This window comes from Schumannella sp. GW821-FHT10F01, from assembly GCF_058809295.1.
This window is the reverse complement of sequence record NZ_JBXASM010000007.1, coordinates 149,097-175,225: the sequence shown is the minus strand read 5'-3', so window position 1 is coordinate 175,225 and position 26,129 is coordinate 149,097. Positions and strand designations below refer to the sequence as shown.

The following is a 26,129-nucleotide window of genomic DNA, read 5'->3' as shown; positions in this document are numbered from 1 at the left end:
GCGCCGCGTCCCCGGCGTCCGGTTGGATGGGGGCGTGACCCTCGACGCCCCCGCCGTGCTCGCCGTGCACCGGCGCGTGCGCCGGGTGCTCATCGCCGGGCAGGTGCTCGCCGGGCTCGGCATGGGATCGACCCTGTCCGCCGGGGCGCTGCTCGCCACCTCCGTCTCCGGCAGCGAGGCGTTCTCCGGCGCCGCGACCACGGGCTCCACGATCGGGTCCGCCCTCGCCGCCGTGCCGCTCGCCGCGCTCGCGCAGCGCGCCGGCCGCGCTCCCGCCCTCGCGAGCGGCGCGCTGACGGCCGCGATCGGCGCCGGCATCGGCATCCTGGCCGCGGTGCTCGGCGTCTTCCCGCTGCTCATCGTGGCGTTCGTGTTCATCGGCGTCGGCACCGCGGTGAACCTCCAGTCGCGGTTCGCCGCGACGGATCTCTCCGAGCCCCGGACCCGCGGGCGCGACCTCGCCCTCGTCGTCTGGGCGACGACCGTCGGCGCGGTGGTCGGCCCGAACACGATCGGACTCGGCGACCGGATCGGGCTCTCGATCGGGCTGCCCGAGTACGCCGGGCCGTTCCTGCTCACGATCGTCGCCCAGGCCGCCGCGGCCGTCGTCTACCTCATCGGACTCCGCCCCGATCCGCTGCGCCTCGCCCATGAGCTCGCGCTGCGCCCCGGCACGGCCGCGGCGCCGGAGCGGGCGGACGACCGCCGCACGGCCCGGCTCGGCATCGCCATCCTCGGACTGAGCCACGCCACCATGGCGTCGGTCATGGCGATGACGCCGGTGCACCTCCAGCACGCGGGCGCGACCCTCGAGGTGGTCGGGCTCACGATCAGCCTGCACGTCGCCGGAATGTACGGCCTCTCGCCGCTCTGGGGCCTGCTCGCCGACCGGCTCGGCAAGCCCGCGACGATCGGCATCGGCCAGGGCCTGTCGCTGACCGCGCTGCTGCTCGCCGCCCTCGGCAGCGGCTCGCAGGCCTCCGTGGCGGCCGGGCTGATCCTGCTCGGGCTCGGCTGGAGCGCCTCGACGGTCGCCGGATCCGCCATGGTCGCCGCCGCGACCTCCGCCGAGCATCGCACCCGCACGCAGGGCCGCTCCGACCTCGTCATGAGCTCGGCGGGCGCGCTCGGCGGCGGGCTCGCCGGGCCGGTGCTCGCGGGGCTCGGCTATCCCGGGCTCGCGTTCACGGCGATGGCGCTCGTCGCCGCGGCCTCCGTGCTGCTGCTCGTGCGGCTCACCCGCCCGACGGCGACGGCATGATCGCGCTGATCGGCTTCGTCAGCGGGGTCGTCTACGGCGCGAGCGACTTCCTCGGCGGGCTCGCCTCGAAGCGGATGTCGCCCCTGCTGGTCACGGTGCTCGGCAACCTCGTCGCCGCGCTGCTCGTCGCGGTGCTGCTCGTGCTGACACCCCACGTCTGGAGCCCGGGCGCCGTGCTCGCAGGGGCGATCGCGGGGATCGGCGGCGCCCTCGGCACCGCCGGGCTCTACGCCTGCCTCGCGGTGGGCCCCATGAGCGTCCTGTCGCCGACGGTCGCCGCCCTCTACGCCGCCGTGCCCGCGGCCGTCGGCATCCTGCTCGGCGAGCGGTTCGCGCCCATCGGCTACGTCGCGCTCGTGGTCGTCTTCCTCGCCGGGCTGCTGCTCGCCGCGACACCCGAGTCGGGCGGGGCCCGGCTGCGTCCGCGGGCGCTGCTGCTCGCGGCCGGGTCGGGCCTCGGCTTCGCGCTCTACATCATCGCGATCGACCGCGCGCCGGCAGGCTCCGGGTTCACCGCGCTGCTGGTCGAGCTCAGCACGGGCGCGCTCCTGTTCGTGATCGTGCTCGGGCTGCGCCGCCTCGGCGGCGACCGCGGCGTGACGACGGGCCTCCGCGATCGACGCACCCTCGTGCAGGCCCTGGCGGCGGGCGGCCTCGCGGCGGTCGCCAACGCGCTGCTGGTCTGGGGCCTCCAGCTCGGCGACCTCGCCGTCATGAGCGTGCTCAACTCGCTCTACCCGCTCGGCACCGTGCTGCTCGCCATCGTGATCCTGCGCGAGCGCCTCACGATCCTGCAGGGCGTCGGCATCGCGCTCGCCCTCGGCGGCGCGGTGGTGCTCGGGCTCTCCTGACGCCGCGGCCCGCGTGACCCGCGGCGCACCGAGCTGTCCGGACGGGTTCGGCGCTTCCGGATGGGCACGCGGGTCCCGAACCGCCGGAACCGTCCGGGTTCGGCGGGCATCCCGACCCCGCCCCGTCCGGCGCCCGCCTCGCGCACCGCGGATAGGCTGAGCACCGATGTCCGCGCTCCCGTTCTCCACCGCAACCGGCTCCGACGTGAAGGTGCGGTTCTGCCCGTCGCCGACCGGCACCCCGCATGTCGGCATGGTGCGCACCGCCCTGTTCAACTGGGCCTACGCCCGGCACACCGGCGGGAAGATGGTGTTCCGCGTCGAGGACACGGATGCCGCCCGCGACAGCGAGGAGAGCTACCTCCAGCTCGTCGACGCGCTGCGCTGGCTCGGCCTCGACTGGGACGAGGGCGTCGAGACCGGCGGTCCCGACGGCCCGTACCGGCAGTCGCAGCGCGGCGAGATCTACCAGGACGTCATCCGCCGCCTCACCGAGGCCGGGCTGGTCTACGAGAGCTTCGTCACGCCGGACGAGATGGAGGCGCGCAACCGCGCCGCCGGCCGCGACCCGCGCCAGGGCTACGACAACCACGAGCGCGACCTCACCGACGAGCAGCGCGCCGCCTTCCGCGCCGAGGGCCGGCAGCCGAGCCTCCGCCTCCGCGTGCCCGACACCGAGCTCGGCTTCGACGACCTCATCCGCGGCGAGGTGACCTTCCCGGCCGGCAGCTTCACCGACTTCGTCGTCGTGCGGCCGAACGGGCAGCCGCTGTACACGCTCGTGAACCCGGTGGACGACGCGCTGATGGGCGTGAACCACGTGTTCCGCGGCGAGGACATCCTCTCCTCGACCCCGCGCCAGATCGCGCTGTACCTGGCGCTCATCGAGATCGGGATCACCGACTCCATCCCGCGCTTCGCCCACATGCCCCTCGTGCTCGGCGAGGGGTCGAAGAAGCTGTCGAAGCGCGACCCCGAGTCGAACCTGTTCCACCACCGCGACCGCGGCTTCGTGCCGGAGGGGCTGCTCAACTACCTCGCGCTGCTCGGCTGGTCGATCGCGGCGGATCGCGACGTCTTCACGACGGAGGAGTTCGTCGCGGCGTTCGACATCCGCGACGTGAACCCGAACCCGGCCCGCTTCGACCAGAGGAAGGCCGACGCGATCAACGGCGACCACATCCGGATGCTCTCGGCCGACGACTTCGCCGCGCGGATCGTGCCCTACCTCGCGGGTCTCGTCGAGAACCCGCCGACGCCGGCCCAGGCCGCGATCCTCCGCGAGGCGGCGCCCCTCGTGCAGGAGCGCATCGGCGTGCTGTCGGAGGCGCGCGACATGCTCGGCTTCCTCTTCACCGCGGATGCCGACCTCGAGTTCCAGGACGACGCGCGCCCGAAGGAGAAGGACCTCGACGAGGCCCGGCTCGTGCTCGACGCCGGCTACGCCGCGCTCGAGCCGCTCGACGACTTCGCCGCCGCGGCCATCGAGGAGGCGCTGCGCGCGGCGCTGATCGACGGCGCCGGCCTGAAGCCGCGCACCGCGTTCGGCCCGCTGCGAACCGCGATCTCCGGCCGCCGGATCAGCCCGCCGCTGTTCGAGTCGATGGAGATCCTCGGCAAGGCGTCGACGCTCGCGCGGCTCGACCGGTACCGCGAGGCGCTCTAGCCCTTCGGCGGCGGAGGCATCCGCCGGACGCTCCCCGTCGCCTCCGCGATGCGCGTCTGCGCCGGCTCGCGCAGCAGGAACCAGGCGACGACCATGACGACGGCGGACCCGGCGAACACGATCGCCCCGACCCACGAGGCGTCGTCGCGCCCGGCGTACATGTGGTTCAGGTTCTCGAGCACGCCCGTGGTGAACACCAGGAAGACGTGCACGATCGTGAACGCGATGAAGTAGATGAGCACCCAGAAGTGCACCCGCCGCGCGAGCCCCTCGGTGAGCACGCGGCCGATCCGCCAGTCCGGCTTCCAGGTCGGCGATAGCCGGAGCCCGGTGAGCAGGGCGAGCGGCGACGCGAGGAACACGGTCGCGAAGTAGAAGATCAGCTGCAGGGCGTTGTAGTGAACCCAGCCGTCGTGGTGCGGCCAGTCGAGCGAGGCGTACTGCAGCCCCGCGGAGACGGCGTTCGGGATGACATCCCAGCCGGTCGGCACGATGCGCACCCAGTGCCCGCTCGCGAACAGCAGCACCACGTAGACGACGCCGTTGAGCACCCAGATGCCGTCGACGAGGAGGTGCCACCAGACGTGGAGGCTGAGCCGCGTGGGGCGCCCGGCGAGCTTCGGGAAGCGCTCGGGGTCGCGCGTCCAGAACGCGGGCGGCCGCTGCCGGGATCGGATGCGGAGTCCGGAGCGCACGATGAACAGCAGCAGGAACGCGCTGAGGAAGTGCTGCCACGACAGCCAGGCCGGGAAGCCGACGGGCGCCCAGTCGGGGAGTGCGGAGGTGCCGGGGAACTCGGCGAGGAACGCGCGGACCGCCGGCGTGGTGCGGAGGGCGCGGGCCGCGATCACCACGAGCACCGCCACGACGACCGTGATCGGGACGGCGATGGCGACCGCCCGACGGGTCCGCACCCGACCACGCCCGGGCGCCGCATCCGTCACCGCACCAGGCTACCGGGGGTGGAGCGGGCGCCGGTCCCGGGCTCACCGGACGACGTCGGCCCGTCCGGGAGGGCCGCTCGGGTACGGTAGAGTATCGAGTCGGCCCGGGTGCTCCCGGGCTTCCAGTCCGGTCTCCGATCGGGCCGGTGGGGTATGGTGTAATTGGCAACACGGCGGTTTCTGGTACCGTTGTTCTTGGTTCGAGTCCAGGTACCCCAGCTGTGATCGATCAGCATCCGAGTCGCTCGACTCCCCGCTCGCACCGTACGTCTCCACGTTCGTGAGCACCCGTCTCAGCGGTTCCCGCGTCGTCGGACTCCTCGTCGTCGGCCTTGTCGGCGGACTCATGTCCGGCCTCTTCGGCGTCGGCGGCGGCATCGTCATGGTGCCGCTGCTCGCGACCGTCGTGCGGCTCGATCATCGGCAGGCCGCGGCCACCTCGCTCGCCGCCATCGTGCCGACGTCCATCGCCGCCTCGATCGGCTACGCGGCGAACGGCGCGATCGATCTCGTCGCCGCGCTGCTCGTCGGCGTCGGCGGCATCGTCGGCTCCCAGGTCGGCTCGCGGCTGCTGCGGCGGCTGCCGGTCGCCTGGCTCCGCTGGCTGTTCCTGGCGCTGCTCGCGGTCGTGGCGGTGCGGATGCTGCTCGAGACGCCGAGCCGCGACGGCGTCATCGCGCTCACGCCGCTGTCGATCGGCGGGCTCGTGCTGCTCGGGCTCGTCATGGGCATCGCGTCCGGCCTGTTCGGCATCGGCGGCGGCGTGCTCGCCGTGCCGGTGCTCATCGCCGTGTTCGGCGCCGGCGACGTGCTGGCGAAGGGCGTCTCGCTGGCCGCGATGGTGCTGACAGCGCTCTCCGGCACGATCGCGAACTGGCGAGCCGGGCTCGTGCGTCCGCTGGACGGCGCGATCGTCGGCGTGGCCGCGGTCGTCGCCTCCTATCCGGGCGTCGCGCTCTCGTTCGCGATCCCGACCCGGGTGTCGACGATCCTGTTCGTGCTGCTGCTCGCAGTGTCCGCGGCGCAGCTGATCATCGCCGGGGTACGCGAGGCGCGGGCGAAGCGCCGCGGTCCGGAGCCGGAGCCGACCGAGGGCTGAGCACCGCGGGTGCTCAGGAGTGGAAGCTGACCGCGCTGCTGCCGGCCGTGCCCGAGACCGTCACCACCGTGTCGGGGGAGGCGGCGGAGAAGGCCACGCGGAACGTGCGCGACTCGCCGCCCGCGATGGTCGCCGAGCCGGGACGGCTCAGGCCCTCCGCGGACTCGGTGATCGGCGTGGCGGCCGCGCCGCCGGCGCTCACCGCGATGGCGAGGGCGGGCGTGAGGTCGAGGTCGGACGTGTTCGTCACCGTGACGGTGTAGACGAGGCTCTCGGCCTGCGTCACGCCGACGGCCTTGCGGCCCGGCACGTACGCGGTCGGGGCGGAGACGAGCACGACGACGCCGTCCGAGAGGTTCGCGGCGGTGCCGAAGACGGCGGAGTGCGACGGGGCGGCCGGGACCGCGGCGTCGGACATCGGCGTGGTGGCGCCGGCGAGCTTGTCGGAGCGGGCGCCGAAGGTCAGGGTGCCCGAGGTGACGAGCAGGGTGCCGGCGATGAGACCGCCGGCGACGAGCAGCGCCGACAGGGTGACGACGGCGCGGCGGCGGCGGGCGCGGGGCGAGATGCCGGGCGTGGCGAGGCGGACGTCACGCGGCGCGACGGCCTCGTCGCGCTCCTCGCGCGAGATGCCGACGATCGCGTCGAAGCGTGCGTCGTCGAGCTCGGCCGACGGCGAGATGATGCCCTGAACCCCCATGCTGACGAGCGTCGCATCCGCTCCGCGGCACTCGTCAGCCCCAGTTCGGGGAGGAGGACGCCCGGCCGCCGGGCGTCCGGGAGGTCCGGCTACTCCTGCGACTCGGAGCGGCCCGCGCGCCAGTAGCCCATGAACGCGATCTGGCGGCGGTCGATGCCGACCTCGGAGACGAGGAAGCGGCGGAGGTCCTTCACCACGCCCGCCTCGCCGGCGATCCAGGCGTAGAAGCCGGCGCCGGTCTCCTCGGGGGCGTCCCACAGCGTCTCGGTGTCGACGTCGACGTCCGGCAGCTCCGACGGGGTCGCGGCGATGGCGCTCGCGATCGCGGCCGCGTGCTGCCCGACCCAGCCGCGCACCGCGCGGCGGAGCTCGACGCCGTGGTCGGCGTCGCCGCGCATGAGCCAGGTGATGTCGTCGCCGCGCCGGTCGAGGTCGAGCACGTCGACCGCGTGCGGCACCTCGAGGAACGCACGGGCGTCGACGCCGTCGGGCAGCGACTCGATGATCGCGCAGATCGCCGGGGCGGCGGTCTCGTCGCCGGCGAGCAGCACCTTCGTCGCAGGACCCGGATGCCAGTCGATGCCGCCCGCGGAATGGACGCTGCGCGCCGTCGGACCCACGACGACGAGCTCGCTGCCCTCCGCCGCATCCGCCAGCCAGGTGCCGGCCGGGCCGATGGGGCCGTGGTCGACGAAGTCCACGTCGATCTCGCCCGCCTCGGGTCGCACGGCGCGCACGGTGTAGGTGCGGATGGGCGGCCGGTCGTCGTGCGGCAGGGCGCGCCAGCGCAGGAACCAGTCGCCGGCCCGCAGCGACGCCGGATCGTCGAGTCCGAGGTCGTGCAGCCGGCCCTCGTGCGGGAAGACGAGCTTGATGCGCTGGTCGAGCCCGTCCGTGCCGAAGTCGGCGAGCGAGTCGTCGGCGAGCGTCACGCGCGCGAAGTGCGGCGTCATCCGGTCGATCGCGCGCACGACGACGCGGTAGGGCCGGTAGGCGGCGCGGTCGTCGCGCTCCGGGGCGGTCACCGGGTCAGAGGTCGAACGACTCGCCGGGCTGCAGCGGGTGGTGCTCCCCGCCGCCCTGCTCGACCGCCCACCGGATGCGGGCGTTCGCCATCTGGTTGCCCGCGACCGAGTTGATCGCCTCGTGCGTCGGGAACGTGTGGCGCGGTGCGACGGCGAGCACGTAGTCGATGATCTCGCCGACCTTGAGCCAGGGGGCGCTGGCGGGCGTGGCGAGCACCTCGACGGGCACGTCGGGCACGAAGAAGGAGTCGCCGGCGTAGTAGACCGCGTCGTCGACGAGCACCGCGACGTTGCGGATCTGCGGGATCGAGGAGTGGATGATCGCGTGGTCGCCGCCGAGGAAGCGGAGCGAGAAGGAGCCGGCCTCGGCCGTGTCACCCGGATGCACGACCGTGATGTCGAAGCCCTCGGCCTGATCGGCCACGACCTGCGTGGAGAAGATCGGCACCCCCGGGTTGTTCTCGAGGATGCGCGTGAGCTGCTCCGGGGTCCAGTGGTCGGGGTGCTCGTGGGTGATCACGATGCCGACGACGCCCCGGAGGTCGAACAGCGGCGTGGTGAACGATCCCGGATCGATGACGAGGGCCTCGCCCTCCTTCTCCAGGACGGTGCAGGCGTGCTCGTGCTTCGTGATCCGCATGGGGCGAATCTACTCCCGAAGATACCCCAGGGGGGTATAGTCGGCCGGGTGATCGAGAGCATCAGGAAGCGGGCGCTGCACCGCTCGCGCATCATCCAGGGCCAGCTCCGCGGCATCGAGCGGATGATCGACGAGGAGGCGTACTGCGTCGACATCATCACGCAGACCCTCGCGGTGCAGAAGTCGCTCCGCAGCCTCAACAAGCTGCTCGTCGAGAACCACCTGCGCACCCACGTCGCCGACATGTTCGACGAGGGCGGCGACCGGCGCGAGGCCGCGATCGAGGAGCTCGTCGCGGTCTTCGAGCTGAAGAACAACCGGGGGGAGTGAGCGATGAGCGGACACGGCGAGCACGACCACGCCCACCACACCGGGCACGGGGTGCAGGAGCACGATCACGACGCGCATGCCGGGCACGACGCGCATGCCGATCACGACGCGCATGCCGGGCACGACGCGCATGCCGGGCACGACGCGCATGCCGGGCACGACGCGCATGCCGGGCACGACGCCCACGACCACTCCCACCACGATCCGGCGCAGTTCCGCCGGAAGTTCTGGCTGAGCCTGGTGCTCACCGTCCCGACGATGATCTTCTCGACCGGGCTCCAGGACATCCTCGGGCTGACCGGCCCGCGCTTCCCGGGCAGCGAGTGGATCCCGGCCGTCTGCGGCCTCGTCGTCTTCCTCTCCGGCGGGCTGGTGTTCCTCCGCGGCGCCGTCGACGAGCTGCGTGCCCGCCAGCCCGGCATGATGACCCTCATCGCGCTCGCCGTGATCGTCGCCTTCGGCTACTCCGCGGCCGTGACGCTCGGCCTGCCCGGCATGGACTTCTGGTGGGAGCTGGCCACCCTCATCACGATCATGCTGCTCGGCCACTGGCTCGAGATGAGCGCTGTCATGGGCGCCTCGGACGCGCTCGGCGAGCTCGCCGCGCTGCTGCCGGACGAGGCGGAGGTGGAGCGCGACGGCGTGGTCGTGCGGGTCGCGGCCGCCGAGCTGGTCGTCGGCGACCGGGTGCTCGTGCGTCCGGGCGCGGCCGTGCCGGCGGACGGCGTGGTCGTCGAAGGCCGTACCGAGATCGACGAGTCGCTGCTCACCGGCGAGTCGGCGCCGGTCGGCAAGCGCGAGGGCGACGCGGTCGTCGGCGGCAGCGTCAACGGCTCCGGTGCGGTGACGGTCCGCGTGGCCCGCACGGGCGACGACACCGCGATCGCCGGCATCATGCGGCTCGTCGCGGAGGCCCAGGCCTCGAAGTCGGCGACGCAGCGTCTCGCCGACCGCGCCGCGGGCCTGCTGTTCGCGGTCTCGGTGACGGTCGCCGTGCTCACGCTCGTCGTCTGGGCGCTGCTCCGCCCCGACGACCCCGGCTTCGTGCTCGAGCGCGTCGTCGCCGTGCTCGTGATCGCGTGCCCGCACGCCCTCGGCCTGGCGGTCCCGCTCGTCGCGCAGCTGTCCACGTCGATGGCCGCGCGCCGCGGCATCCTCATCCGCGACCGCGTCGCGTTCGAGGAGGGCCGACGCGTCGACGTCGTCGTGTTCGACAAGACCGGCACGCTCACGCACGGCCGCCAGTCGGTGGCGCGCATCCTGCCCGCGGACGGGACGGATGCGGATGCCCTGCTCGCGCTCGCTGCGGCGGTGGAGTCGCGCAGCGAGCATCCGATCGCGCGGGCGGTCGTCGCGGCGGCCGCCGAGCGGGGTCTCGCGGTGCCCGCCTCCGCCTCGTTCGAGTCGCTCGCCGGTCGCGGCGCTGCGGCGGTCGTCGACGGACGCCGCATCGTCGTGGGCGGACCGCGCGCCGCGGCGGACGCGGAGGTCGAGGCGCCCGCCGCCGACGCGGCCGGCACGGTCGTGCACGTGATCGACGGCGCCCGGCTGCTCGGCAGCCTCGTGATCGCCGACGAGGTGCGGGCGGAGTCGGCGGAGGCCGTGCGGATGCTGCGCGAGCGCGGCGTCCGGGTGGCGATGCTCAGCGGCGACGCCAGGGCGGTCGCGGAGGCGGTGGCGGCCGACGTCGGCATCGACGAGGTGTTCGCCGAGGTGCTGCCCGCCGACAAGGAGCGGGTCGTCGGCGATCTGCAGCGCGACGGGGCCCGCGTGGCCATGGTCGGCGACGGCGTCAACGACGCGCCGGCCCTCGCCCGCGCCGACCTCGGCATCGCGATCGGCGCCGGCACCGACGTGGCGATCGGCTCGGCGGCGGTCGTGCTCGCGGCGAGCGACCCGCGGGCGGTCGCCGACACGCTGGCGCTGAGCCGGGCCACCTACCGCAAGATGCTGCAGAACCTGGTGTGGGGCGCCGGCTACAACGTGGTCGGGCTCCCGCTCGCGGCGGGCGTGCTCGCCGGCGTCGGCTTCCTCATGCCGCCGTGGCTCGGGGCGCTGCTCATGAGCGTGTCGACGATCGTGGTGGCGCTGAACGCCCAGCTGCTGCGGCGCGCCCGGCTGCGCTGAGCGCCCATCCGGTCGGGCGGCAGTCGGGCCCGCTCAGCGGCGACGCTCGGGCGGGAGCGGGCGCTCGGCGTCCGGGCCGAGGTCGCGGGCGGCCGCGGCCAGCTCTCGGAGGTCGAGCCCGATCAGCGAGCGCTTCCACGGGAACTCGGTGACCGACCAGAGCTCCGCGGTGTCACGGGACACGGCCAGGTCCTCGGGCCCCGGCTCGAGCGCGTGCCGCAGCCGCACGAGCTCGTCCGGGGCGCCGCCCATCCACAGGTCGCCGGGGTCGCGGTCGCCGTTCGAGCTGCTGATGTGCCACTCGCCGTCGACCACGAGGGCGCCCTGCATGCGCAGCACGCCCGGATCGTGCACCTCGCCGATCTCGCAGGCGTCGCGCACCCAGGCCGGCTCGCCGTCGGCGATCGGGATGCGCACCAGCCGGCGGGTGCCGCGGCCGGCGGTGTACTCGCCGACGACGAGGGCGGGCGAGCGCTCCGCGCTCTCGAGCGACACGAACGAGTAGCGCAGGCGCTCGGCCCCGGAGGCCGTCGTCGCCCGCAGCTCGGCGCGCTGGGGGAGCAGCGCGTCGGCGCCGTGCGGACCGCGGCCGCGCCATCCGTCCGCCCAGCCGCCGCCGGCGTCGAGCAGGTCCCCGATGCGGAACTCGCGGAGGCCGCCGTGCGTCGCCGCGACGAGGATCCGGTCGCCGGACCAGGCCACCCCGCCCGCGTGCACGGGCACCGGATCGACGCGGATGCGCCCGCCCGAGCGCACCGGCGCCACGAGCAGCACGTGCCGGTAGCGCGGCCGGTCGGCGTCGAGGTCGACGAAGGTGAGCCGCACGCCGCGAGTGCCGCCGCGGCGCCGCTGGGCGAACCAGCTGACCACGCCGAGCAGCCGGCCGTCGGGTCGGCGCTGCACGTCGACGCCCTGCGGCCACCAGCGCTGCGACGCCTGGTCGTCCCAGCGCCAGCGCAGCCCGCGGGTGCCGTGCGGAACCGAGGGCCGGTGCGGCCGCGCGCGGCGGGTGCGCCGCGCGAGCAGCTCCTCGAGGGCGATGCGCGGGAACCGCGCGGCGAGGGCCTCGATCGCGCCGGGATCGCCGGGGATCCGCCGCAGTCCCAGGCCGGTGCTCATCGGCGTCAGCGTAGCGGCGTCCCCGGAACGGGGGCAGAGCGCCGCATCGGCGCGGGGACCGGGGTCTGCCAGGATGTCCGCATGACGACGGCGCCGGGCAAGCGGATCGTGGTCGCGATCAACCCGAGCGCCTCCTTCGGAGCCGGGAAGGGCGTCGGCCCGAAGGTGCTGGCCGCGCTCCGCGAGGCCGGCCATGAGGTCGAGCCGCTGCAGCGTCCGAGCTTCCAGGAGCTGGTCGAGGCCGGTCGCGCAGCCGTCGCCACCGCGCCCGACGCGTTCATCGTCGTCGGCGGCGACGGCATGGTGAACCTCGGCGCGAACCTCTGCGCCACCACCTCGGTGCCGATGGGACTCGTGCCCTCCGGCACCGGCAACGACATGGCCCGCGGCCTCGGCATCCCGCACGACGACACGGATGCCGCCATCCGCCACCTGCTCTCCCACCTCGACGCGCACCCGCGCACGATCGACGCGGCGCGGATGTCGTGGACCGACAGGGCGGGCGGCGCACGGCGCCAGTGGTTCTTCGCCTGCATGCTGAGCGCCGGCTTCGACGCGATCGTCAACGAGCGCGCGAACCACATGACCCGGCCGAAGGGCGCGAGCCGCTACATCCTCGCCATGCTCATCGAGCTCGCGCGGCTGAAGCCGATCCACTACCGGCTCGACCTCGACGGCGAGCTCTACGAGACCGACGCCAGCCTCGTCGCGGTCGGCAACGCGGTGTCGCTCGGCGGCGGGATGAAGCTGACACCCGACGCGAAGCTCGAGGACGGCCTGCTCGACGTCGCCGTCGTCCAGCCCCTGAGCCGCATCGGGTTCCTCCGCCTCTTCCCGAAGGTCTTCGACGGCACGCACGTGAAGGACGCGCGGGTCGCCGTCTACCGCGCCCGGCGCATCCGCATCGAGGCGGACGTCGTGGCCTACGCCGACGGCGAGCGCGTCGCACCGCTGCCGATCGACATCGAGGTGGCGCCGGCGGCGCTGCTCGTGCTCGCCTGACGTCGTCCTCCGACAGCCCCGTTCTGCAGGACGTTCTGTTGACGTTCACGCCCGTCCGGGCCAGCCGCTCCTGCAGAACGAGACCGTCCTGCAGAACGGCACCTCGCGGCCGTCGGACGGGCGCCCGTCCGTTTTGGAGAGCGGCCCGCACCTATGGCATACTCGAACGGTTGTCGTGACGGCCCCATCGTATAGTGGCCTAGTACGCCGCCCTCTCACGGCGGTAACGCGGGTTCGAATCCCGCTGGGGTCACCAGCATCGTGAAGCCCTCGGATCCGCTCGGATCGCGAGGGCTTCCGTCTTCTCCGGGTGCGTCGCGCCCTGCTCGCGGGGCGTTCGCGTCGCGGGGGTAGGTTGCGTGCGTGACCGATGAGAGCACCCGCTTCGCGCCCGAGTCCCGCGCCGCCTACGGCGATCGCGTCGACGCGCTGATCGCCGCGCTGCGATCCCACGCCGACCTCGTCCTGGCCCTGGACGGCTCGACCGAGGACGACCCGGACCGGGCCGAGTCCGCCGGCCGGCTGCGCGAGGCCGCCGAGGCGTTCGACGACGCCGAGTGGGAGTGGTGCGGCCGGTATCCGCTCGACGTCGAGTACGTCGACGATGACGACGACGGCCCGGACGACGATGACGACGACGATGACGGCCCGGACGACGACGGTTCGGAGACCGACCACGTCCTGCACTTCGAGGGTCGCTGGGACTACCGCATCACCGATGCAAAGGCGCTGCTGACCGCCGGGCGCGCCGCCTCCCGCGCCGTGTGGCCGGAGGACGGCGAGGAGGATGCCGCACTCAGGGTCGTGGACGTGCCGTCCGCGGTGGGCGAGATCCTGCACGAGCGCGACACGACCCCGCTCGCCGGAGTCGAGGGACTCGAGGAGGTCGCGTTCCGCACCACGATCGCGGAGCGGCACTACGACGACGAGAACTGGCTCGACGACGACGACGAGGACGACGACGAGGAGCCCGACGAGGAGGAGTGAGGCTCAGCCCTCGCCGACGAGGGTCCTGGGCTCCTGCTCCATCGGCGACGACGCCTGGTGCGCCCTGTGCGCCTCGATCGCGACGGCCTGGTGCTTCAGCGACCAGCGGTCGATGAGCGCGAGCGCGACGGCCGAGACGATGAACGTCAGGTGGATCATCACCTGCCAGAAGACGCCCTCGCCGGTGTAGTTGTCGCCGGTCACGTTGTCGCTGGAGGCGCCGGGCGCGCCGAGGTCGCCGACCTCGATGAACGTCTTCAGCAGGTGGATGGACGAGATGCCGATGATCGCCATCGCGAGCTTCACCTTGAGCACGTTCGCGTTGACGTGCGAGAGCCACTCGGGCTCGTCCGGGTGGCCGTCGAGGTTGATGCGCGACACGAACGTCTCGTAGCCGCCGATGATCACCATGATCAGCAGGTTCGCGATCATGACGACGTCGATCAGCCCGAGCACGCCGAGCATGATCTCGGCCTCCTCGATCTCGAGCGGGTGCGCGACGACCTTCTCGCCGAGGTGGAACAGCTCCACGATGAACACGACGACGTAGATGAGCTGGGCGACGATGAGGCCCACGTAGAGCGGGGCCTGCAGCCAGCGGCTGAAGAAGATGAAGCCGCCGATCGCTCGGGCGGCGGGCTTGGGCGTGCGGGCAGGGCGCGGCGCGGTCATGGGGATCGGATGTCTCCTGGCTGGTCGGGCAGGAGCACGATCGTACGGGAGCCGCCTGACCGGATGCCGCGGTGCGTCTGGACGTGACGAGCGCTCAGGGTCTAGTGTCCGCGGCAGAACAGGTTCACCCTCCGCTTGATCTCCGACCCGAAGGAGCATCATGACGGATGCCGAGCGCCGCCACGCGACCGTGAAGCTGGTGATCGCGCTGCTGCTGATCGCCGCCACGGCGCTGCTCGCCTGGAGGACTCAAGACACCTGGAAGTCCTACCTGTTTCCGCAGTCACCGGCGAGCCAGGGCAACCGTCTGCTCGTTGTGGCGACCACCGACGACATCGAGCAGCCGCACCAGCTCAATGTCGACAGCTACGTTTCAGACGACGGCAGCTTCCAGATGCTCGCGTGGCTGACCGCTCCCGACGGCGATGACGATCCGGACGGCGTCACGGACGTCGGCGGAGACGATGGCGGCGCGGTGCCCGATATGGGGTCGGCTCACCTGACTCTGACGTTCATGGGGTCGGACCATGCCGGTGAGGTCCGGTGCGTCGGATCCGGGATCCACGACGGCCTGTATCGAGACCTGCTGCAGACGGGCGTGCGGCGTGCTGTGCAGTCGGATGCTGCTGGAGGCCGATACTCGGCGCTCGATTTCGGCGGGTCCGCGCGCGGCAGTGCTCCCGACGATCTCCAGGCGTTGACGGTCTGGCAGACGTCGTCGGATCTGCTCGTGCATCCGCAGGATTTCGTCGCGACGCCCGGAGACCTCGGCGTGAACCACGAGCGCGCGATGGCGTGCGACATCCCGCAGGACTCGGTGTGGCGCTTCTCCGGATCGGCTCTGCAGAGCGCACCGCGTCGGACCTTGTTCGTTCCCCAGATCGATTTCACCTCGGACTCGGCCTTCACCCGGAGTCAGCGCTCGCTGAAGACATGGGTCGGAGTCGACCGGAGCGACGACTTCGAACTCAAGCAGGGTTTTCCTGTGCCGGACGAGACGTCGACCGGGTGGCAGATGGACACGAGCGTCTATGAGCTGGATGGCGTGGCGGACAGCCCCAATCTCACCGTCTGGTGGTCCGATCAGCCGGTCCTGGTCTTCGAACGCCAAGGCCTTGAGGACCAGAAGGACTACTGGATGCTGTTCGCGGGAGCTCTGCTCGGCGTGTTGGGTGCCCTCGTCGCCGGTGCGCTCGCCAACGCGTATGAGATCGCGGCGTCGTTGTTGAGTCCGGTGTTCCGAAGCCGCAGGCGCGCTCGAGCAGAGCGGAAGTCCACGGCAGAGCGGCCACCTCCTCCTCCGGCGCCGCCGTGGGTCTGAGCCCACTAGGCTGACCACTGCGAGAGGGAGTATCCCGACACCGCACATCCGTCATCACGAGCGCCGGCGTCGCCGCTCCGGGTGTGCAGCGCGGCCGGCTGAGACCGACGGCGGGGAGAGACTCTCGGGATTCATCCGTGCTCCCGAGAGGTCCCCCTTGGAACTCGCTCTTCCCCTCGCCTTCGAGATCGGCACCTACGTGGTGCTGGTGCTCATCCTCGGCTTCGACGTGTTCCTGGCGTATCGGCGGCCTCACGTGCCCTCGACCCGCGAGTCCGTGGCGTGGATCTCGTTCTACGTCGTGCTGGCGCTGATCTTCGCCCTGCTCATGCTGATCTTCGGCGACGCCGAGCACGCGGGGCAGTTCGTCGCGGGCTGGCTCACGGAGTACAGCCTCTCGATCGACAACCTGTTCGTGTTCCTGCTGATCATGAGCCGGTTCTCGGTGCCCAGGAAGTACCAGCAGGAGATCCTGATGGTGGGCATCATCATCGCGCTGGTGCTCCGGCTGATCTTCATCATCATCGGCGCGCAGCTCATCGCGAGCTTCAGCTGGATCTTCTACCTGTTCGGCGCGTTCCTCGTCTACACGGCGATCAGCCAGGCGATCACCGGCCACGAGGACGAGAACGAGAACGAGAGCCGGTTGATCCGGTTCCTGCGCAAGCGGGTCGCGATCACCGACACGTTCGACGGCGGCAAGCTGCGCACGACGATCGACGGCCAGCGGATGTTCACCCCGGTGCTGGTCGTCTTCATCGCGCTCGGCACCACCGACCTGCTGTTCGCGCTCGACAGCATCCCCGCGATCTTCGGCATCACGACGAGTCCGTTCCTCGTCTTCAGCGCCAACGTCTTCGCGCTGATGGGACTGCGGCAGCTCTACTTCCTGCTCGGCACCCTCGTGGAGCGGCTCGTGTTCCTCAAGTACGGCATCGCCGCGATCCTCGCCTTCATCGGCGTGAAGCTCGTGCTGCACGCGCTGCACGAGAACGAGCTGCCCTTCGTCAACGGCGGCGAGCACGTGCCGGTGCCGGAGATCACCACGTTCGTCTCCCTCGGCTTCATCGTCGCCGCGATGGTCGTCGCGGTGCTCGCGAGCATCGTCAAGCTCAAGCTCGACGGCGAGAGCGTCCGCGCGACGCTGAGCGGATCCGGCGACCCGCACGACGCCGCGGACGACAGCGGATCGCCCGACTCGCGCTCCTGAGCCGGCCCGCCGTCGGGCCGGCGCGCGGCTTCCTGCGCGTGACCTGAGAACGGGGGACTGTCGGGCCGCCGCGCGGGTCGGAGAAGATGAGCCGAACGTGAGGATGGCGGCCGGATGGACCACGGCCGTGCCTCGTCGGCGCGGGGGCGAGCCGCCGCGCGGATGTCGGAGAGCGCGAGGAGGGAGCGATCCGATGAGCTGTCCGACCTGCGGTCGTCCCACCGTGCCCGGCGCCGCCTTCTGCGGCGGCTGCGGCACGCCGCTCACGGCGATCGCCTCGCCCGTGCCGCCGCCTCCGCCGCCGGGGCCCGGATGGTCCGGTCCGTCCGTCGGCACCTGGGGCCCGGGTCCGGCCGATCCCGCACCGGCCGCTGCCGCCGCCTCGGTCGCGCTGCCCACGGCCATCTCGTCGCCGCCCTCGTCGTGGGTCGCGGCGCCGCCGGAGCAGACCGCACCGCCCGCGGTGCTGCTGCCGCCGCCTCCGCCACCCGCGGTGGAGCCGACGGCGGAGTCGTTCCCCTCCTTCGCGCCGCCGCCCGCCCCGCCGGCCGAGGTCGCGCCGCCGGACTCGCTCCCGGTGACCGCGGAGCCCGCCGCCCCGGCTGCGCCGCGGCCGACGGAGGCCGAGCCGACCGCGATCCCGGTCGTCGCCGCTCCGCCCGTTCCACCCGCGCCGGTCGTCGAGGCACCGCCGTTGCTGGAGGCGCCGCCGATCGTCGACGCGCCGCCGATCGTCGTCAGCCCGCCGCCCGCCGCGCCGGCCGACGATGAGGACGACGACGACCACACGGTCGTCGTCGCCCGGACCGCTCCCGCGGCCTGGGCGATCGAGCTCGCCGACGGCAGCCGGCTCGAACTGCGCACGAACACGATCGTGGGGCGACGGCCGCGCATCACGGCGGCGCCCGACGCCCTCGCGGTGATCCCGCTGCTCGACACCACCGGCACCCTCTCGAAGTCGCACGCGCTGCTCTCGGCGGCGCCGGATCGGCTGGCCGTGCGCGACCTCGGCTCGACGAACGGGGTGCTCGTCACGAGCGCGGACGGTGCGAGGACCGAGCTCGAGTCGGGAGCGGATCGCGTGCTCGCCGACGGCGACGTGCTCGAGCTGGGGCGTCTGATCGTGACCGTCCGGAGCCTCGGATGACGCGCCGACACCCATCCGGCTCCACCGCCTGACCTCCGCACCACCCGATCCCGCACCTCCCGGCACCACAGCATCGAGCACCACAGCACCGAGCACCGCCGCACCGATCCCGACGAACCGCTCCTCAGAGAGGGCACCCGATGACCGACCCGCGCAGCGAGGCACTCGACCCCGCCACCACGGCCCAGCGACTGTACGAGCTGGCGGCCTCCCACCCCGAGCTCGGTGCGGCGATCGCCGCGCACCCGAACGCCTACCCGGCCCTGCGCGAGTGGATCGCCGCGAGCACCGCCGTGCCGCCGGGCGGCTCGACCGCGGCGACTGCTGCGACTGCTGCGACGTCACCCGCCGTGCCGGCGACGTCCGACCCGTACGCCGCGGCCGACCCCTACGCCGCGCCCGCGCGGCCGGCCGCCGATCCGTTCGCCGCGCCCGCGGCCGCCGCACCGACGGCGCCCGCCGGCACCCAGTGGGGTCAGACGCTCCCGCAGGCCGGGCAGTGGCCGGCCCAGCAGGCGACCGGCCAGCAGCCGTTCGCGAAGCAGCCGTTCGCGTCGCAGCCCTCCGCATCGCAGGCGCCCGGCCAGCCGGGCGGCCAGTGGGATGTCCAGCCGTTCGGCGCGCAGGCTCCGCCCCGCCGGAGCCGCAGGAAGATCTTCGCGGGCGTCGGCATCGCCGTCGTGGCCGCGCTCGTGATCGGCGGAGGCGGAGCCTGGTGGTACTTCGGCAGCCGGCTCGGCGGCGCGGCGACGCCCGAGGCGGCCGCCGGCAAGCTCGTCTCGAGCCTGTCGAGCATGGACCCGGTGGGGCTGTACGGATCGTTCGCGCCGAGCGAGGTGTCGGAGCTCGAGGGGTCGTTGAAGAAGATCGCCGATGCCAAGCCGAAGAAGTCCGGCGACGAGAGCGTCGACGTGCAGAAGGAGCTCGAGGAGCTCAAGAAGGCGATCACGATCACCCCGGAGAACATGGAGTGGGACGTCGAGGAGCTCGCCGCCGGCGTGCAGCGCGTCACCTGGACCCGCGGCGAGATCGAGGTCGACGGCGACGAGCGCGCGCTCGCCGAGGTCGAGTCGGCCTTCGTGAAGCCCTACCTGACCACCATGTACGAGTCGTGGGGCATGTCGCGGTCGGAGACCGAGGACGCGCTCGACGACGTGCAGGACAGCCTCCGCGACCAGATCGACCTGCCCTGGACGCTCGACGCGAGGGATGTCGAAGACGGCATGCGCGGCGTGCCGCTCGCCTTCGTGACGGTGCAGGAGGGGTCGGGCTGGTTCATCAGCCCGCTGCTCACGGCGACCGACCTCAGCGTGCGGCAGGTCGACGAGCAGCGCGACCAGGACGGGAAGAAGGCCCTCCGGCTCGGCGACGAGGTCGCCGCCCCCGACCGCTTCGACACCCCGGAGGCGGCGGCGGAGGCGCTGACCGAGGCCGTCATGCAGGGCGACGCGGACGCGGCGGCGGCGGCGCTGCCGCTGCCCGAGCGGCGCTGGCTCTCGATCTACGGACCGTGGGGCCAGGAGCTCGCGGAGGAGAGCGGCTCCGGTCGCGGCGGCCTCGAGCTCGACACGGCCGAGTTCAGCGCGACGACCGACGGCGACCGGGCACGGGTGCGAATCGAGAAGCTCTCCTTCTCGAACCTGCACCACGATGACGACGTCGACCAGGATGTCGGCGACCGGATCACGATCCAGGACGGCACCTGCGCCTCCTGGACGCACTCCTCCGCCTACGACGACGGGGACTACGACTGGTACTCCGACGAGTACCAGCACGACTGGCAGGTGAGCGAGTCGAGCGGCGACGGCTGCCTCGACGACATCCCGGTGCTGAAGCGGCTCGGCGCCGCCGACCTCACGCTGACCGCCGTCAAGGAAGGCGGCGGCTGGTTCGTCAGCCCGATTGCGACCGTCGGCGACGGGGTCGGTATCCTCACAGAGCACTTCCTCGAGTACTACGACGAGGGCCGGCTGGACGAGCTCGTCGAGGGCTGAGCCGCCTCCGGAAGGATCCCGCATGACCTCCGCATTCCCCGCCCCGGGCGCAGCTCCTGCGGCGTCCGGCCGGCCGAATCCGCTCGCCGGGACCCCGGTGTCGGACTGGATCCGCGACGGCGCCGCCTTCGTGCTGCTGCTCGTCTCGCTCGCCCTGCCCTGGGCGGTGCGCACGGACTACGGCAGCGGCTTCGGCGGGGGCGTGGTCGACGCCTACGTGGTGATCGGCGCGGGGCGCGTGGAGGTCGTGCTGCTCGCGGTGCTCTCGCTGCTGTCGCTGGCGGTGACCTACCTCGCGCGCTTCGGCGTGTTCGGATCGTGGGCGAGCCTGACGCGCATCGTGACCCTGCGCGCGGCGCTCAGCGTGCCGTACGCGGTGCTCGTGCTCGTCGAGATCGTGCGCGACGCCACCGCGTTCGACACCTCGTCGGGCGCGGGGCTCGGGTTCTCGGCGGCGCTCGGCCTCTCGGGCGCCTTCCTCGCGGCGACCCCGCGCGCATTCGAGTCGCGGGCGCTCGACCGTCGGTCGCCGCTGGTGCGCGGCGTCTACGGCATCGCGGTCGGGCTGCTCGTGCTCGCCGGCCTCACCACGCTGCTCGGCGTCCTGCTCACCGCGCTCGGCCCGGCCGGGAGCCTGGACCTCGGCACCGTGCTGCTCGGGCTGCTGCCGGCCGTGCTCGCGGATGCCGCGGTGATCGTCGCCCTGGTGCGCGTCGTGCGCGGCTCGGCCGTCGCCGCGCGGATCGTCGTCGGCGTCGGCATCGCGGTGCTCGTCACGATGGTGCTCGACGCGCTCACCGGCTACACGATGCGCGCCGGCACCGGCGTCTACGGTCTCGAGCTGCTGCGCGCCGGGGGATACCCCGCAATCCTCATCGCCGTCGCCGGAGCGCTGCTCACCACGCCGGCGGTCCGCGTCGCGCTGCGCCAGGAGCCGGAGCTCAACGTCTGGTTCCGGGTCGCCCGGCAGGCGCTCCTCGCGCTCGCCATCGCGAGCGCCGCGTTCGCGGTGCTCGCGCTCATCCGGCTGGTGACCTCGGGCGGCGACGGCGTCGGCCCGGGGATCGGCCTCGTCATCTGCGAGATCATCGTCGCGGTCGGCGCGCTCATCGCCCGCGTGCAGCTCGTGTCGTCGCCGGCCACGACCCGCGTCGTCGTGCTCATCGTCGCGGGCGCCGCCGCCGTGCTCGGCATCGTCGCGGCCGCGCTGGCCGGCGTCGTCTCGGGATCGGGCTCGGCCGGCATCGGCGTGCTCATCGCCGTCGGACCCGGCTGGATCGTCTCCGTCGGCATCGGGCTCGCGGCCGTCGTCGCCTACGCCCTGCTCGTCCCGGCCGACGTGCGCGCCTGGTACGCCCAGCAGGCCCCCCGCACCCCGGCGCCCGCGTCGTATCCGGCGGGCGGGGGAGCGCCGACACCCGGCGTCTGGTCGCCCGGCCCGCAGTACGGCGCGCAGCCGCAGGCGCCCCAGCACACGCCCTCAGTGCCGCAGCAGTCCGCTCCGCAGCAGTGGGGCGGTGCGCCGTACGGCGGCGCCGCGCCCGGCTACGGAGCGCAGCAGCAGCCCGGCGGCTACCCGGCACAGCCGCAGCAGCCCGGCGGCTACCCGGGCCAGCCGCAGCAGCCCGGCGGCTACCCGGGCCAGCCGCAGCAGGCCGCGCCGATCCAACCGCAGCCCGGCGGGTACCCGGGACAGCCGCAGCAGTCCGGACCGGGTGCGCAGGGGTCGCAGCCGGTCCAGCAGGTGCCGGTGCAGCAGGCACCGGTTCAGCCGGTGCAGCAGCCTCCCGCACCGGTCGGGCCCCCGGCATCCGCACCGTCCGCACCGGCGGTCGATCCGGAGCTGGCACGCCGCGCCGCCGACCGGGCCACTCCGCCCGCCGAGCTCGCGTCGCTCGCCCAGCACCACCCGGAGCTGCGCGCGGCGATCGCGGCGAACCCGTCGTGCTACGAGGGCCTGCGCGCCTGGATCGCCGAGGTCGGCGACCGCGCCTGACCCCGTTCCGGTGGAACGGACGTGGCGCCCCCGGACGGGTGGCACCCGCGTCGGGGCTGTCCCGGATGGTCTCCTCCCGTGAGGATTGACCCATCATGTCGTCGACGTTCCCGCTCCCTGCGCCCGACCCGGGCTGGAGCGGCCGCGCGACGCCGTCCTCCGGCCGGGATACCCGCGACTGCCCGCTGTGCGGCCGCGCCTCGTTCGCATCGGCGCCGTTCTGCGGGTCCTGCGGCACGCGGCTGATCGCCGACGAGGCGCCGAGCGCCCCGGCGGAGTCGTTCCCGTCGACGCCCGCGCCCGGCTTCGCGCCGCCCGCGTTCCCGTCGTCGTTCGCGCCGCCGCCCTTCCCGCCGCCGGGCTTCGCCGCCGAGACGCATCCGCCCGCGTTCCCGGACACGGCGACCTTCCGCCCGATGCCCGTGCCGCCGCCGTCGGCCTCCGACGTGCCGCCGATGGCGCCGTCCGCCTTCCCGCACTTCCCGAGCCCGGCCCCGACCGGACCCGCGCCGACCGCCTCGGTGCCGACCGGACCCGTGCCGACCGCCGGCCCCGGTCCGGTGGCGCCGCCGACCGGCCCGCTCTTCGCGCCGCCGACACCGCCGTCCCCGTTCGCCCAGACGCCGAACAGGGCGCCGTCGATGCCGCAGACGCCACCACTGCCGCATACCTCGCCGACGGCGCCGCCGCAGCCTTCGTTCTCGCAGCCGACGCCGTCCGCCGTGCCGGCGCCGCCGTCCGCGCAGCAGCCGCCCATCATCTCGTCGACCGTCCGTCCCGTCGCTCCGACGCCGCAGCCGGCGTCGCCGACCGCGCCCGCCGCGCCGCAGCAGGCCTCCGCTCCGGTCGCGCCCCAGCAGGCCTCCGAGCCGGTCGCGCCCCAACGGGCCTCCGAGCCGGTCGCGCCGCCGCTCGGCGGTCCGATGCCGCCGGCGTCGCCCTCCCAGTTCGCGTGGATGGACGCTCCGCCGCCGTCGCCCGCGACGGCCGCGATGGGCGTCGTCCCGCCGTCGCCGTGGTCCGCTCCGGCACCCGCCGCCTCCGCTCCGCGCACCGACCCGGCCGAGCCGGTCGTCATCGTGCCGCCCGCCGGCTTCGTCCGGTCCGCGCCTGCGGCTCCCGCCGCGCCGCCCACCGGGCCGACGCCGACCGCACCGTCCCCGGCCGCACCGACGCCGATGGCACCGACGCCGACGCCGCCGTCCGCCTGGGATCAGCGCAGCGCCGCCCCGGCCGCGCCGCGCCTGCTCGATGCGGACGACACCGACACCGACCACACCCGCATCGTCGCCCGCCGGCCCCGCGCCAGCTGGTCGCTCGAGCTCGCCGACGGCACCCGCCAGCCGCTGACCGTGAGCACCGTCGTGGGGCGCCGTCCGCTGCCCGAGGCCGCGCCCGAGGGGGCGGCCGCCGTCGTGCTGACCGATCCGAGCGGGTCGCTGTCGAAGTCGCACGCCGTGTTCCTGGTGGTCGGACCGCACCTCGCCGTGCGCGACCTCGACTCGACGAACGGCGTCGTCGTCATCGGCTCCGACGGGTCGGAGCGCGTCGCCGCACCCGGCACGACGCTGCCCGTCTCCGACGGCGACGTCGTCGAGCTCGGCAGCTTCGCGGTCACCGTCCGCGCCAGCTGACCCGGCGAGCCGGTCGACCCGTCCGCGCGCGCTGACGCGCGTTTCTCAGGCCACGCGACGCGGCCCGATCGGGATCGCCCGAGTGCACGCCGCGCGGCCTGAGAACCGCGCGCCGCGACCGCTCTCCGGGGTGGTATACCATCGAGCCCATGCTCCGCGGCCTGCTTCTTCGTCGCCGCGACGAGGCCTGATCCTTCCGGCCCTCCTCGTCGCGGAGTCCCTCGTCGGCCGTCAGGACACGAAGAAGGAACGACACCCATGAGCACCGAGACCGCATCCGGCCGCACGCTGGCCGAGAAGGTCTGGGCCGACCACCTCGTCGCCAAGGGCGACGACGGCGAGCCCGACCTGATCTACATCGACCTGCACCTGCTGCACGAGGTCACCAGCCCGCAGGCCTTCGACGGACTCCGGATGGCGGGACGCCCGGTGCGCCGCCCCGATCTGACGATCGCCACCGAGGACCACAACACGCCGACGGTCGGCATCCACCTGCCGATCGCCGACCTCACGAGCCGCACCCAGATCGACACGCTGCGCCGCAACGCCGAGGAGTTCGGCGTCCGGCTGCACTCGCTCGGCGACCCCGAGCAGGGCATCGTGCACGTCGTCGGCCCGCAGCTCGGGCTCACGATGCCGGGCATCACGGTCGTCTGCGGCGACTCGCACACCTCCACGCACGGCGCGTTCGGGGCCATGGCGTTCGGCATCGGCACGAGCGAGGTCGAGCACGTGCTCGCCACCCAGACGCTGCCGCTGAAGCCGTTCAAGACGATGGCGATCACGGTCGAGGGCGAGCTGCGACCCGGCGTCACGGCGAAGGACATCATCCTGGCCGTGATCGCGAAGATCGGCACCGGCGGCGGGCAGGGCTACGTGCTCGAGTACCGCGGCTCCGCCATCCGCGCCCTCTCGATGGAGGGCCGGATGACGATCTGCAACATGTCGATCGAGGCAGGCGCCCGCGCCGGCATGGTCGCACCCGACCAGATCACCTACGACTACCTCGAGGGCCGCCCGCACGCGCCGAGCGGCGCTGACTGGGACGCCGCCGTCGCGTACTGGGACACCCTCGCCACCGACGACGACGCCGTCTTCGACGCGGAGGTCTACCTCGACGCCGACGAGCTGGAGCCGTTCGTGACCTGGGGCACCAACCCGGGCCAGGGCGTGTCGCTGTCGCAGCCTGTGCCGTCGCCCGACGAGTTCTCCGACCCGAACGCGAAGGCCGCGGCCGAGCGGGCGCTGGAGTACATGGACCTCCAGGCCGGCACCCCGATGAAGGACATCCGGGTCGACGCCGTGTTCATGGGGTCGTGCACGAACAGCCGCATCGAGGACCTCCGCGCCTTCGCGTCGGTCGTCCGCGGGCGCACGAAGGCCGACGGCGTCCGCGTCATGGTCGTGCCGGGCTCGGCCCGCGTGCGCATCGAGGCGGAGGCCGAGGGGCTCGACAAGGTCTTCACCGACTTCGGCGCCGAGTGGCGCTTCGCCGGATGCTCGATGTGCCTCGGCATGAACCCGGACCAGCTGGCGCCGGGCGAGCGCTGCGCCTCCACGAGCAACCGCAACTTCGAGGGACGCCAGGGCAAGGGCGGCCGCACCCACCTGGTGTCGCCGCTCGTCGCCGCGGCCACCGCCGTGCGCGGCACGCTGTCGAGCCCGTCGGATCTGGAGGGCCTGCCCGATCCGGACCCGGTGGTCCCGGCCGGCGAGGGGGTGCCGGCCTGATGGAGAAGATCAGCACGATCTCGGGCGTCGCGGTGCCGTTCCGCCGCTCCAATGTCGACACCGACCAGATCATCCCGGCCGTGTTCCTCAAGCGGGTCACGAAGACCGGCTTCGAGGACGCGCTGTTCTCGTCATGGCGCCAGGACCCGGACTTCATCATCAACCGGCCCGAGTACGCCGGCGCGCGGGTGCTGCTCGCGGGGCCGGACTTCGGCACGGGATCGAGCCGCGAGCACGCGGTCTGGGCGCTGCGCGACTTCGGCTTCCGCGCGGTGATCAGCCCGCGCTTCGGCGACATCTTCCGCGGCAACTCCGGCAAGCAGGGCCTGCTCGCCGGCACCGTGACCGAGGAGCAGATCGAGACGCTGTGGGCCGCGGTGGAGGCGGCGCCGGGCACCTCGGCGACCGTCGACCTCGGCGCGCGCACCGTGTCCGTCGGCGACCTCGTCGTGCCGTTCGACATCGACGACTACACCCGCTGGCGCCTCATGGAGGGCCTCGACGACATCGGGCTCACGCTCCGGAACGAGGAGCGGATCACCGCGTTCGAGGGCACCCGCGCCGCCTGGCGGCCGACGACCCTCCCCGCGCGCACGGCAGCGGAGTAGCCCTTCCCGCCGGCCGAGTAGCGACGAAGGAGCGTATCGAAGCCCGACCGGGCGGCTTCGATACG

At 73.3% G+C, this 26,129-nt stretch carries 22 protein-coding genes and 2 tRNA genes; 18 read left to right on the top strand and 6 right to left on the bottom strand.

The genetic code is table 11. From position 1 onward, the window contains the following. The first annotated feature begins 34 nt into the window (after nucleotides 1–34). The 3 genes from AC1RSJ_RS10245 to gltX all read left to right on the top strand — a co-directional run bounded on the left by AC1RSJ_RS10245 (nucleotide 35) and on the right by gltX (nucleotide 3,778). Nucleotides 35–1,261, top strand: coding sequence for an MFS transporter (locus AC1RSJ_RS10245; protein WP_493118270.1), 1,227 nt, complete (start codon nucleotides 35–37; stop codon nucleotides 1,259–1,261). Next, a complete protein-coding gene (locus tag AC1RSJ_RS10240) occupies nucleotides 1,258–2,112 on the top strand; it encodes an EamA family transporter (protein WP_493118269.1) in 855 nt (284 codons plus the stop codon). Before AC1RSJ_RS10245 ends, AC1RSJ_RS10240 begins: the two co-directional genes overlap by 4 nt. 166 nt (nucleotides 2,113–2,278) lie before the next feature. Continuing rightward, complete coding sequence (gene gltX / locus AC1RSJ_RS10235; protein ID WP_493118268.1) at nucleotides 2,279–3,778, top strand: glutamate--tRNA ligase; 1,500 nt, start codon at nucleotides 2,279–2,281, stop codon at nucleotides 3,776–3,778. On the opposite strand, the gene AC1RSJ_RS10230 is transcribed toward gltX, so the two are convergent. After that, entirely contained in the window at nucleotides 3,775–4,722 is a 948-nt protein-coding gene (locus AC1RSJ_RS10230) for a cytochrome b/b6 domain-containing protein (protein WP_493118267.1), read from the bottom strand. The genes gltX and AC1RSJ_RS10230 overlap by 4 nt on opposite strands. Nucleotides 4,723–4,869: 147 nt before the next feature. Between AC1RSJ_RS10230 and AC1RSJ_RS10225 the strand changes: the two genes are divergently transcribed. Further along, nucleotides 4,870–4,941, top strand: a tRNA-Gln gene (locus AC1RSJ_RS10225). Between the two features lie 61 nt (nucleotides 4,942–5,002). Continuing rightward, on the top strand, nucleotides 5,003–5,821 hold the full coding sequence (locus AC1RSJ_RS10220; protein WP_493118266.1) for a sulfite exporter TauE/SafE family protein: 819 nt from the start codon (nucleotides 5,003–5,005) through the stop codon (nucleotides 5,819–5,821). A 13-nt stretch (nucleotides 5,822–5,834) separates the two neighbouring features. Here AC1RSJ_RS10220 and AC1RSJ_RS10215 read toward each other — a convergent pair whose 3' ends face one another. The 3 genes from AC1RSJ_RS10215 to AC1RSJ_RS10205 all read right to left on the bottom strand — a co-directional run bounded on the left by AC1RSJ_RS10215 (nucleotide 5,835) and on the right by AC1RSJ_RS10205 (nucleotide 8,186). Continuing rightward, nucleotides 5,835–6,521: a hypothetical protein gene (locus tag AC1RSJ_RS10215; RefSeq protein ID WP_493118265.1), complete on the bottom strand. Its 687-nt coding sequence runs from the start codon at nucleotides 6,519–6,521 to the stop codon at nucleotides 5,835–5,837. A gap of 89 nt (nucleotides 6,522–6,610) precedes the next feature. Beyond that, nucleotides 6,611–7,546 (bottom strand): siderophore-interacting protein, encoded by a 936-nt coding sequence (locus AC1RSJ_RS10210; RefSeq protein WP_493118264.1) that lies wholly within the window; start codon nucleotides 7,544–7,546, stop codon nucleotides 6,611–6,613. A 4-nt stretch (nucleotides 7,547–7,550) separates the two neighbouring features. Then, nucleotides 7,551–8,186, bottom strand: a complete 636-nt coding sequence (locus AC1RSJ_RS10205) for an MBL fold metallo-hydrolase (protein ID WP_493118263.1) — start codon at nucleotides 8,184–8,186, stop codon at nucleotides 7,551–7,553. Between the two features lie 48 nt (nucleotides 8,187–8,234). On the opposite strand from AC1RSJ_RS10205, the gene AC1RSJ_RS10200 reads away from it, so the two are divergent. Together AC1RSJ_RS10200 and AC1RSJ_RS10195 are read left to right on the top strand one after the other, a co-directional pair. Continuing rightward, nucleotides 8,235–8,516, top strand: a complete 282-nt coding sequence (locus AC1RSJ_RS10200; RefSeq protein ID WP_493118262.1) for a metal-sensitive transcriptional regulator — start codon at nucleotides 8,235–8,237, stop codon at nucleotides 8,514–8,516. Between the two features lie 3 nt (nucleotides 8,517–8,519). Next, entirely contained in the window at nucleotides 8,520–10,643 is a 2,124-nt protein-coding gene (locus AC1RSJ_RS10195) for a copper-translocating P-type ATPase (protein WP_493118261.1), read from the top strand. A gap of 33 nt (nucleotides 10,644–10,676) precedes the next feature. Here AC1RSJ_RS10195 and AC1RSJ_RS10190 read toward each other — a convergent pair whose 3' ends face one another. Next, complete coding sequence (locus AC1RSJ_RS10190) at nucleotides 10,677–11,762, bottom strand: hypothetical protein (RefSeq protein ID WP_493118260.1); 1,086 nt, start codon at nucleotides 11,760–11,762, stop codon at nucleotides 10,677–10,679. An 81-nt stretch (nucleotides 11,763–11,843) separates the two neighbouring features. Here AC1RSJ_RS10190 and AC1RSJ_RS10185 point away from each other — a divergent pair, with 81 nt between their 5' ends. The 3 genes from AC1RSJ_RS10185 (at nucleotide 11,844) to AC1RSJ_RS10175 (ending at nucleotide 13,751) form a co-directional block, all read left to right on the top strand. Continuing rightward, nucleotides 11,844–12,764 (top strand): diacylglycerol/lipid kinase family protein, encoded by a 921-nt coding sequence (locus AC1RSJ_RS10185; protein WP_493118259.1) that lies wholly within the window; start codon nucleotides 11,844–11,846, stop codon nucleotides 12,762–12,764. Nucleotides 12,765–12,944: 180 nt separating this feature from the next. Beyond that, a tRNA-Glu gene (locus AC1RSJ_RS10180) sits at nucleotides 12,945–13,020 on the top strand. Between the two features lie 107 nt (nucleotides 13,021–13,127). Continuing rightward, nucleotides 13,128–13,751, top strand: a complete 624-nt coding sequence (locus AC1RSJ_RS10175) for a hypothetical protein (RefSeq protein WP_493118258.1) — start codon at nucleotides 13,128–13,130, stop codon at nucleotides 13,749–13,751. A gap of 3 nt (nucleotides 13,752–13,754) precedes the next feature. Here AC1RSJ_RS10175 and AC1RSJ_RS10170 read toward each other — a convergent pair whose 3' ends face one another. Then, on the bottom strand, nucleotides 13,755–14,423 hold the full coding sequence (locus tag AC1RSJ_RS10170; protein ID WP_493118257.1) for a TIGR00645 family protein: 669 nt from the start codon (nucleotides 14,421–14,423) through the stop codon (nucleotides 13,755–13,757). A gap of 160 nt (nucleotides 14,424–14,583) precedes the next feature. Between AC1RSJ_RS10170 and AC1RSJ_RS10165 the strand changes: the two genes are divergently transcribed. The 8 genes from AC1RSJ_RS10165 to leuD all read left to right on the top strand — a co-directional run bounded on the left by AC1RSJ_RS10165 (nucleotide 14,584) and on the right by leuD (nucleotide 26,064). Continuing rightward, nucleotides 14,584–15,744: a hypothetical protein gene (locus AC1RSJ_RS10165; protein WP_493118256.1), complete on the top strand. Its 1,161-nt coding sequence runs from the start codon at nucleotides 14,584–14,586 to the stop codon at nucleotides 15,742–15,744. A gap of 157 nt (nucleotides 15,745–15,901) precedes the next feature. Continuing rightward, nucleotides 15,902–16,954, top strand: coding sequence for a TerC family protein (locus tag AC1RSJ_RS10160; protein WP_493118255.1), 1,053 nt, complete (start codon nucleotides 15,902–15,904; stop codon nucleotides 16,952–16,954). A 193-nt stretch (nucleotides 16,955–17,147) separates the two neighbouring features. After that, nucleotides 17,148–18,101, top strand: coding sequence for a double zinc ribbon and FHA domain-containing protein (locus tag AC1RSJ_RS10155; RefSeq protein ID WP_493118254.1), 954 nt, complete (start codon nucleotides 17,148–17,150; stop codon nucleotides 18,099–18,101). Between the two features lie 140 nt (nucleotides 18,102–18,241). Continuing rightward, a complete protein-coding gene (locus AC1RSJ_RS10150) occupies nucleotides 18,242–20,095 on the top strand; it encodes a variant leucine-rich repeat-containing protein (RefSeq protein ID WP_493118253.1) in 1,854 nt (617 codons plus the stop codon). A 22-nt stretch (nucleotides 20,096–20,117) separates the two neighbouring features. After that, nucleotides 20,118–22,091, top strand: a complete 1,974-nt coding sequence (locus tag AC1RSJ_RS10145) for a DUF7937 domain-containing protein (RefSeq protein ID WP_493118252.1) — start codon at nucleotides 20,118–20,120, stop codon at nucleotides 22,089–22,091. A 95-nt stretch (nucleotides 22,092–22,186) separates the two neighbouring features. Continuing rightward, nucleotides 22,187–23,725, top strand: coding sequence for an FHA domain-containing protein (locus tag AC1RSJ_RS10140; protein ID WP_493118251.1), 1,539 nt, complete (start codon nucleotides 22,187–22,189; stop codon nucleotides 23,723–23,725). A 258-nt stretch (nucleotides 23,726–23,983) separates the two neighbouring features. Further along, complete coding sequence (gene leuC / locus AC1RSJ_RS10135) at nucleotides 23,984–25,456, top strand: 3-isopropylmalate dehydratase large subunit (protein ID WP_493118250.1); 1,473 nt, start codon at nucleotides 23,984–23,986, stop codon at nucleotides 25,454–25,456. Next, nucleotides 25,456–26,064, top strand: a complete 609-nt coding sequence (leuD, locus tag AC1RSJ_RS10130; RefSeq protein ID WP_493118249.1) for a 3-isopropylmalate dehydratase small subunit — start codon at nucleotides 25,456–25,458, stop codon at nucleotides 26,062–26,064. Before leuC ends, leuD begins: the two co-directional genes overlap by 1 nt. The last annotated feature ends 65 nt before the right edge of the window (nucleotides 26,065–26,129 follow it).

Coding starts and splice junctions, on each gene's coding strand:
- AC1RSJ_RS10240 (WP_493118269.1), top strand. CDS start 1,258: ATGATCGCGCTGATCGGCTTCGTCAGCGGGGTCGTCTACGGCGCGAGC.
- gltX (WP_493118268.1), top strand. CDS start 2,279: ATGTCCGCGCTCCCGTTCTCCACCGCAACCGGCTCCGACGTGAAGGTG.
- AC1RSJ_RS10215 (WP_493118265.1), bottom strand. CDS start 6,521: ATGGGGGTTCAGGGCATCATCTCGCCGTCGGCCGAGCTCGACGACGCA.
- AC1RSJ_RS10205 (WP_493118263.1), bottom strand. CDS start 8,186: ATGCGGATCACGAAGCACGAGCACGCCTGCACCGTCCTGGAGAAGGAG.
- AC1RSJ_RS10195 (WP_493118261.1), top strand. CDS start 8,520: ATGAGCGGACACGGCGAGCACGACCACGCCCACCACACCGGGCACGGG.
- AC1RSJ_RS10190 (WP_493118260.1), bottom strand. CDS start 11,762: ATGAGCACCGGCCTGGGACTGCGGCGGATCCCCGGCGATCCCGGCGCG.
- AC1RSJ_RS10185 (WP_493118259.1), top strand. CDS start 11,844: ATGACGACGGCGCCGGGCAAGCGGATCGTGGTCGCGATCAACCCGAGC.
- AC1RSJ_RS10170 (WP_493118257.1), bottom strand. CDS start 14,423: ATGACCGCGCCGCGCCCTGCCCGCACGCCCAAGCCCGCCGCCCGAGCG.
- AC1RSJ_RS10165 (WP_493118256.1), top strand. CDS start 14,584: ATGACGGATGCCGAGCGCCGCCACGCGACCGTGAAGCTGGTGATCGCG.
- AC1RSJ_RS10155 (WP_493118254.1), top strand. CDS start 17,148: ATGAGCTGTCCGACCTGCGGTCGTCCCACCGTGCCCGGCGCCGCCTTC.
- AC1RSJ_RS10150 (WP_493118253.1), top strand. CDS start 18,242: ATGACCGACCCGCGCAGCGAGGCACTCGACCCCGCCACCACGGCCCAG.
- AC1RSJ_RS10145 (WP_493118252.1), top strand. CDS start 20,118: ATGACCTCCGCATTCCCCGCCCCGGGCGCAGCTCCTGCGGCGTCCGGC.
- AC1RSJ_RS10140 (WP_493118251.1), top strand. CDS start 22,187: ATGTCGTCGACGTTCCCGCTCCCTGCGCCCGACCCGGGCTGGAGCGGC.
- leuC (WP_493118250.1), top strand. CDS start 23,984: ATGAGCACCGAGACCGCATCCGGCCGCACGCTGGCCGAGAAGGTCTGG.
- leuD (WP_493118249.1), top strand. CDS start 25,456: ATGGAGAAGATCAGCACGATCTCGGGCGTCGCGGTGCCGTTCCGCCGC.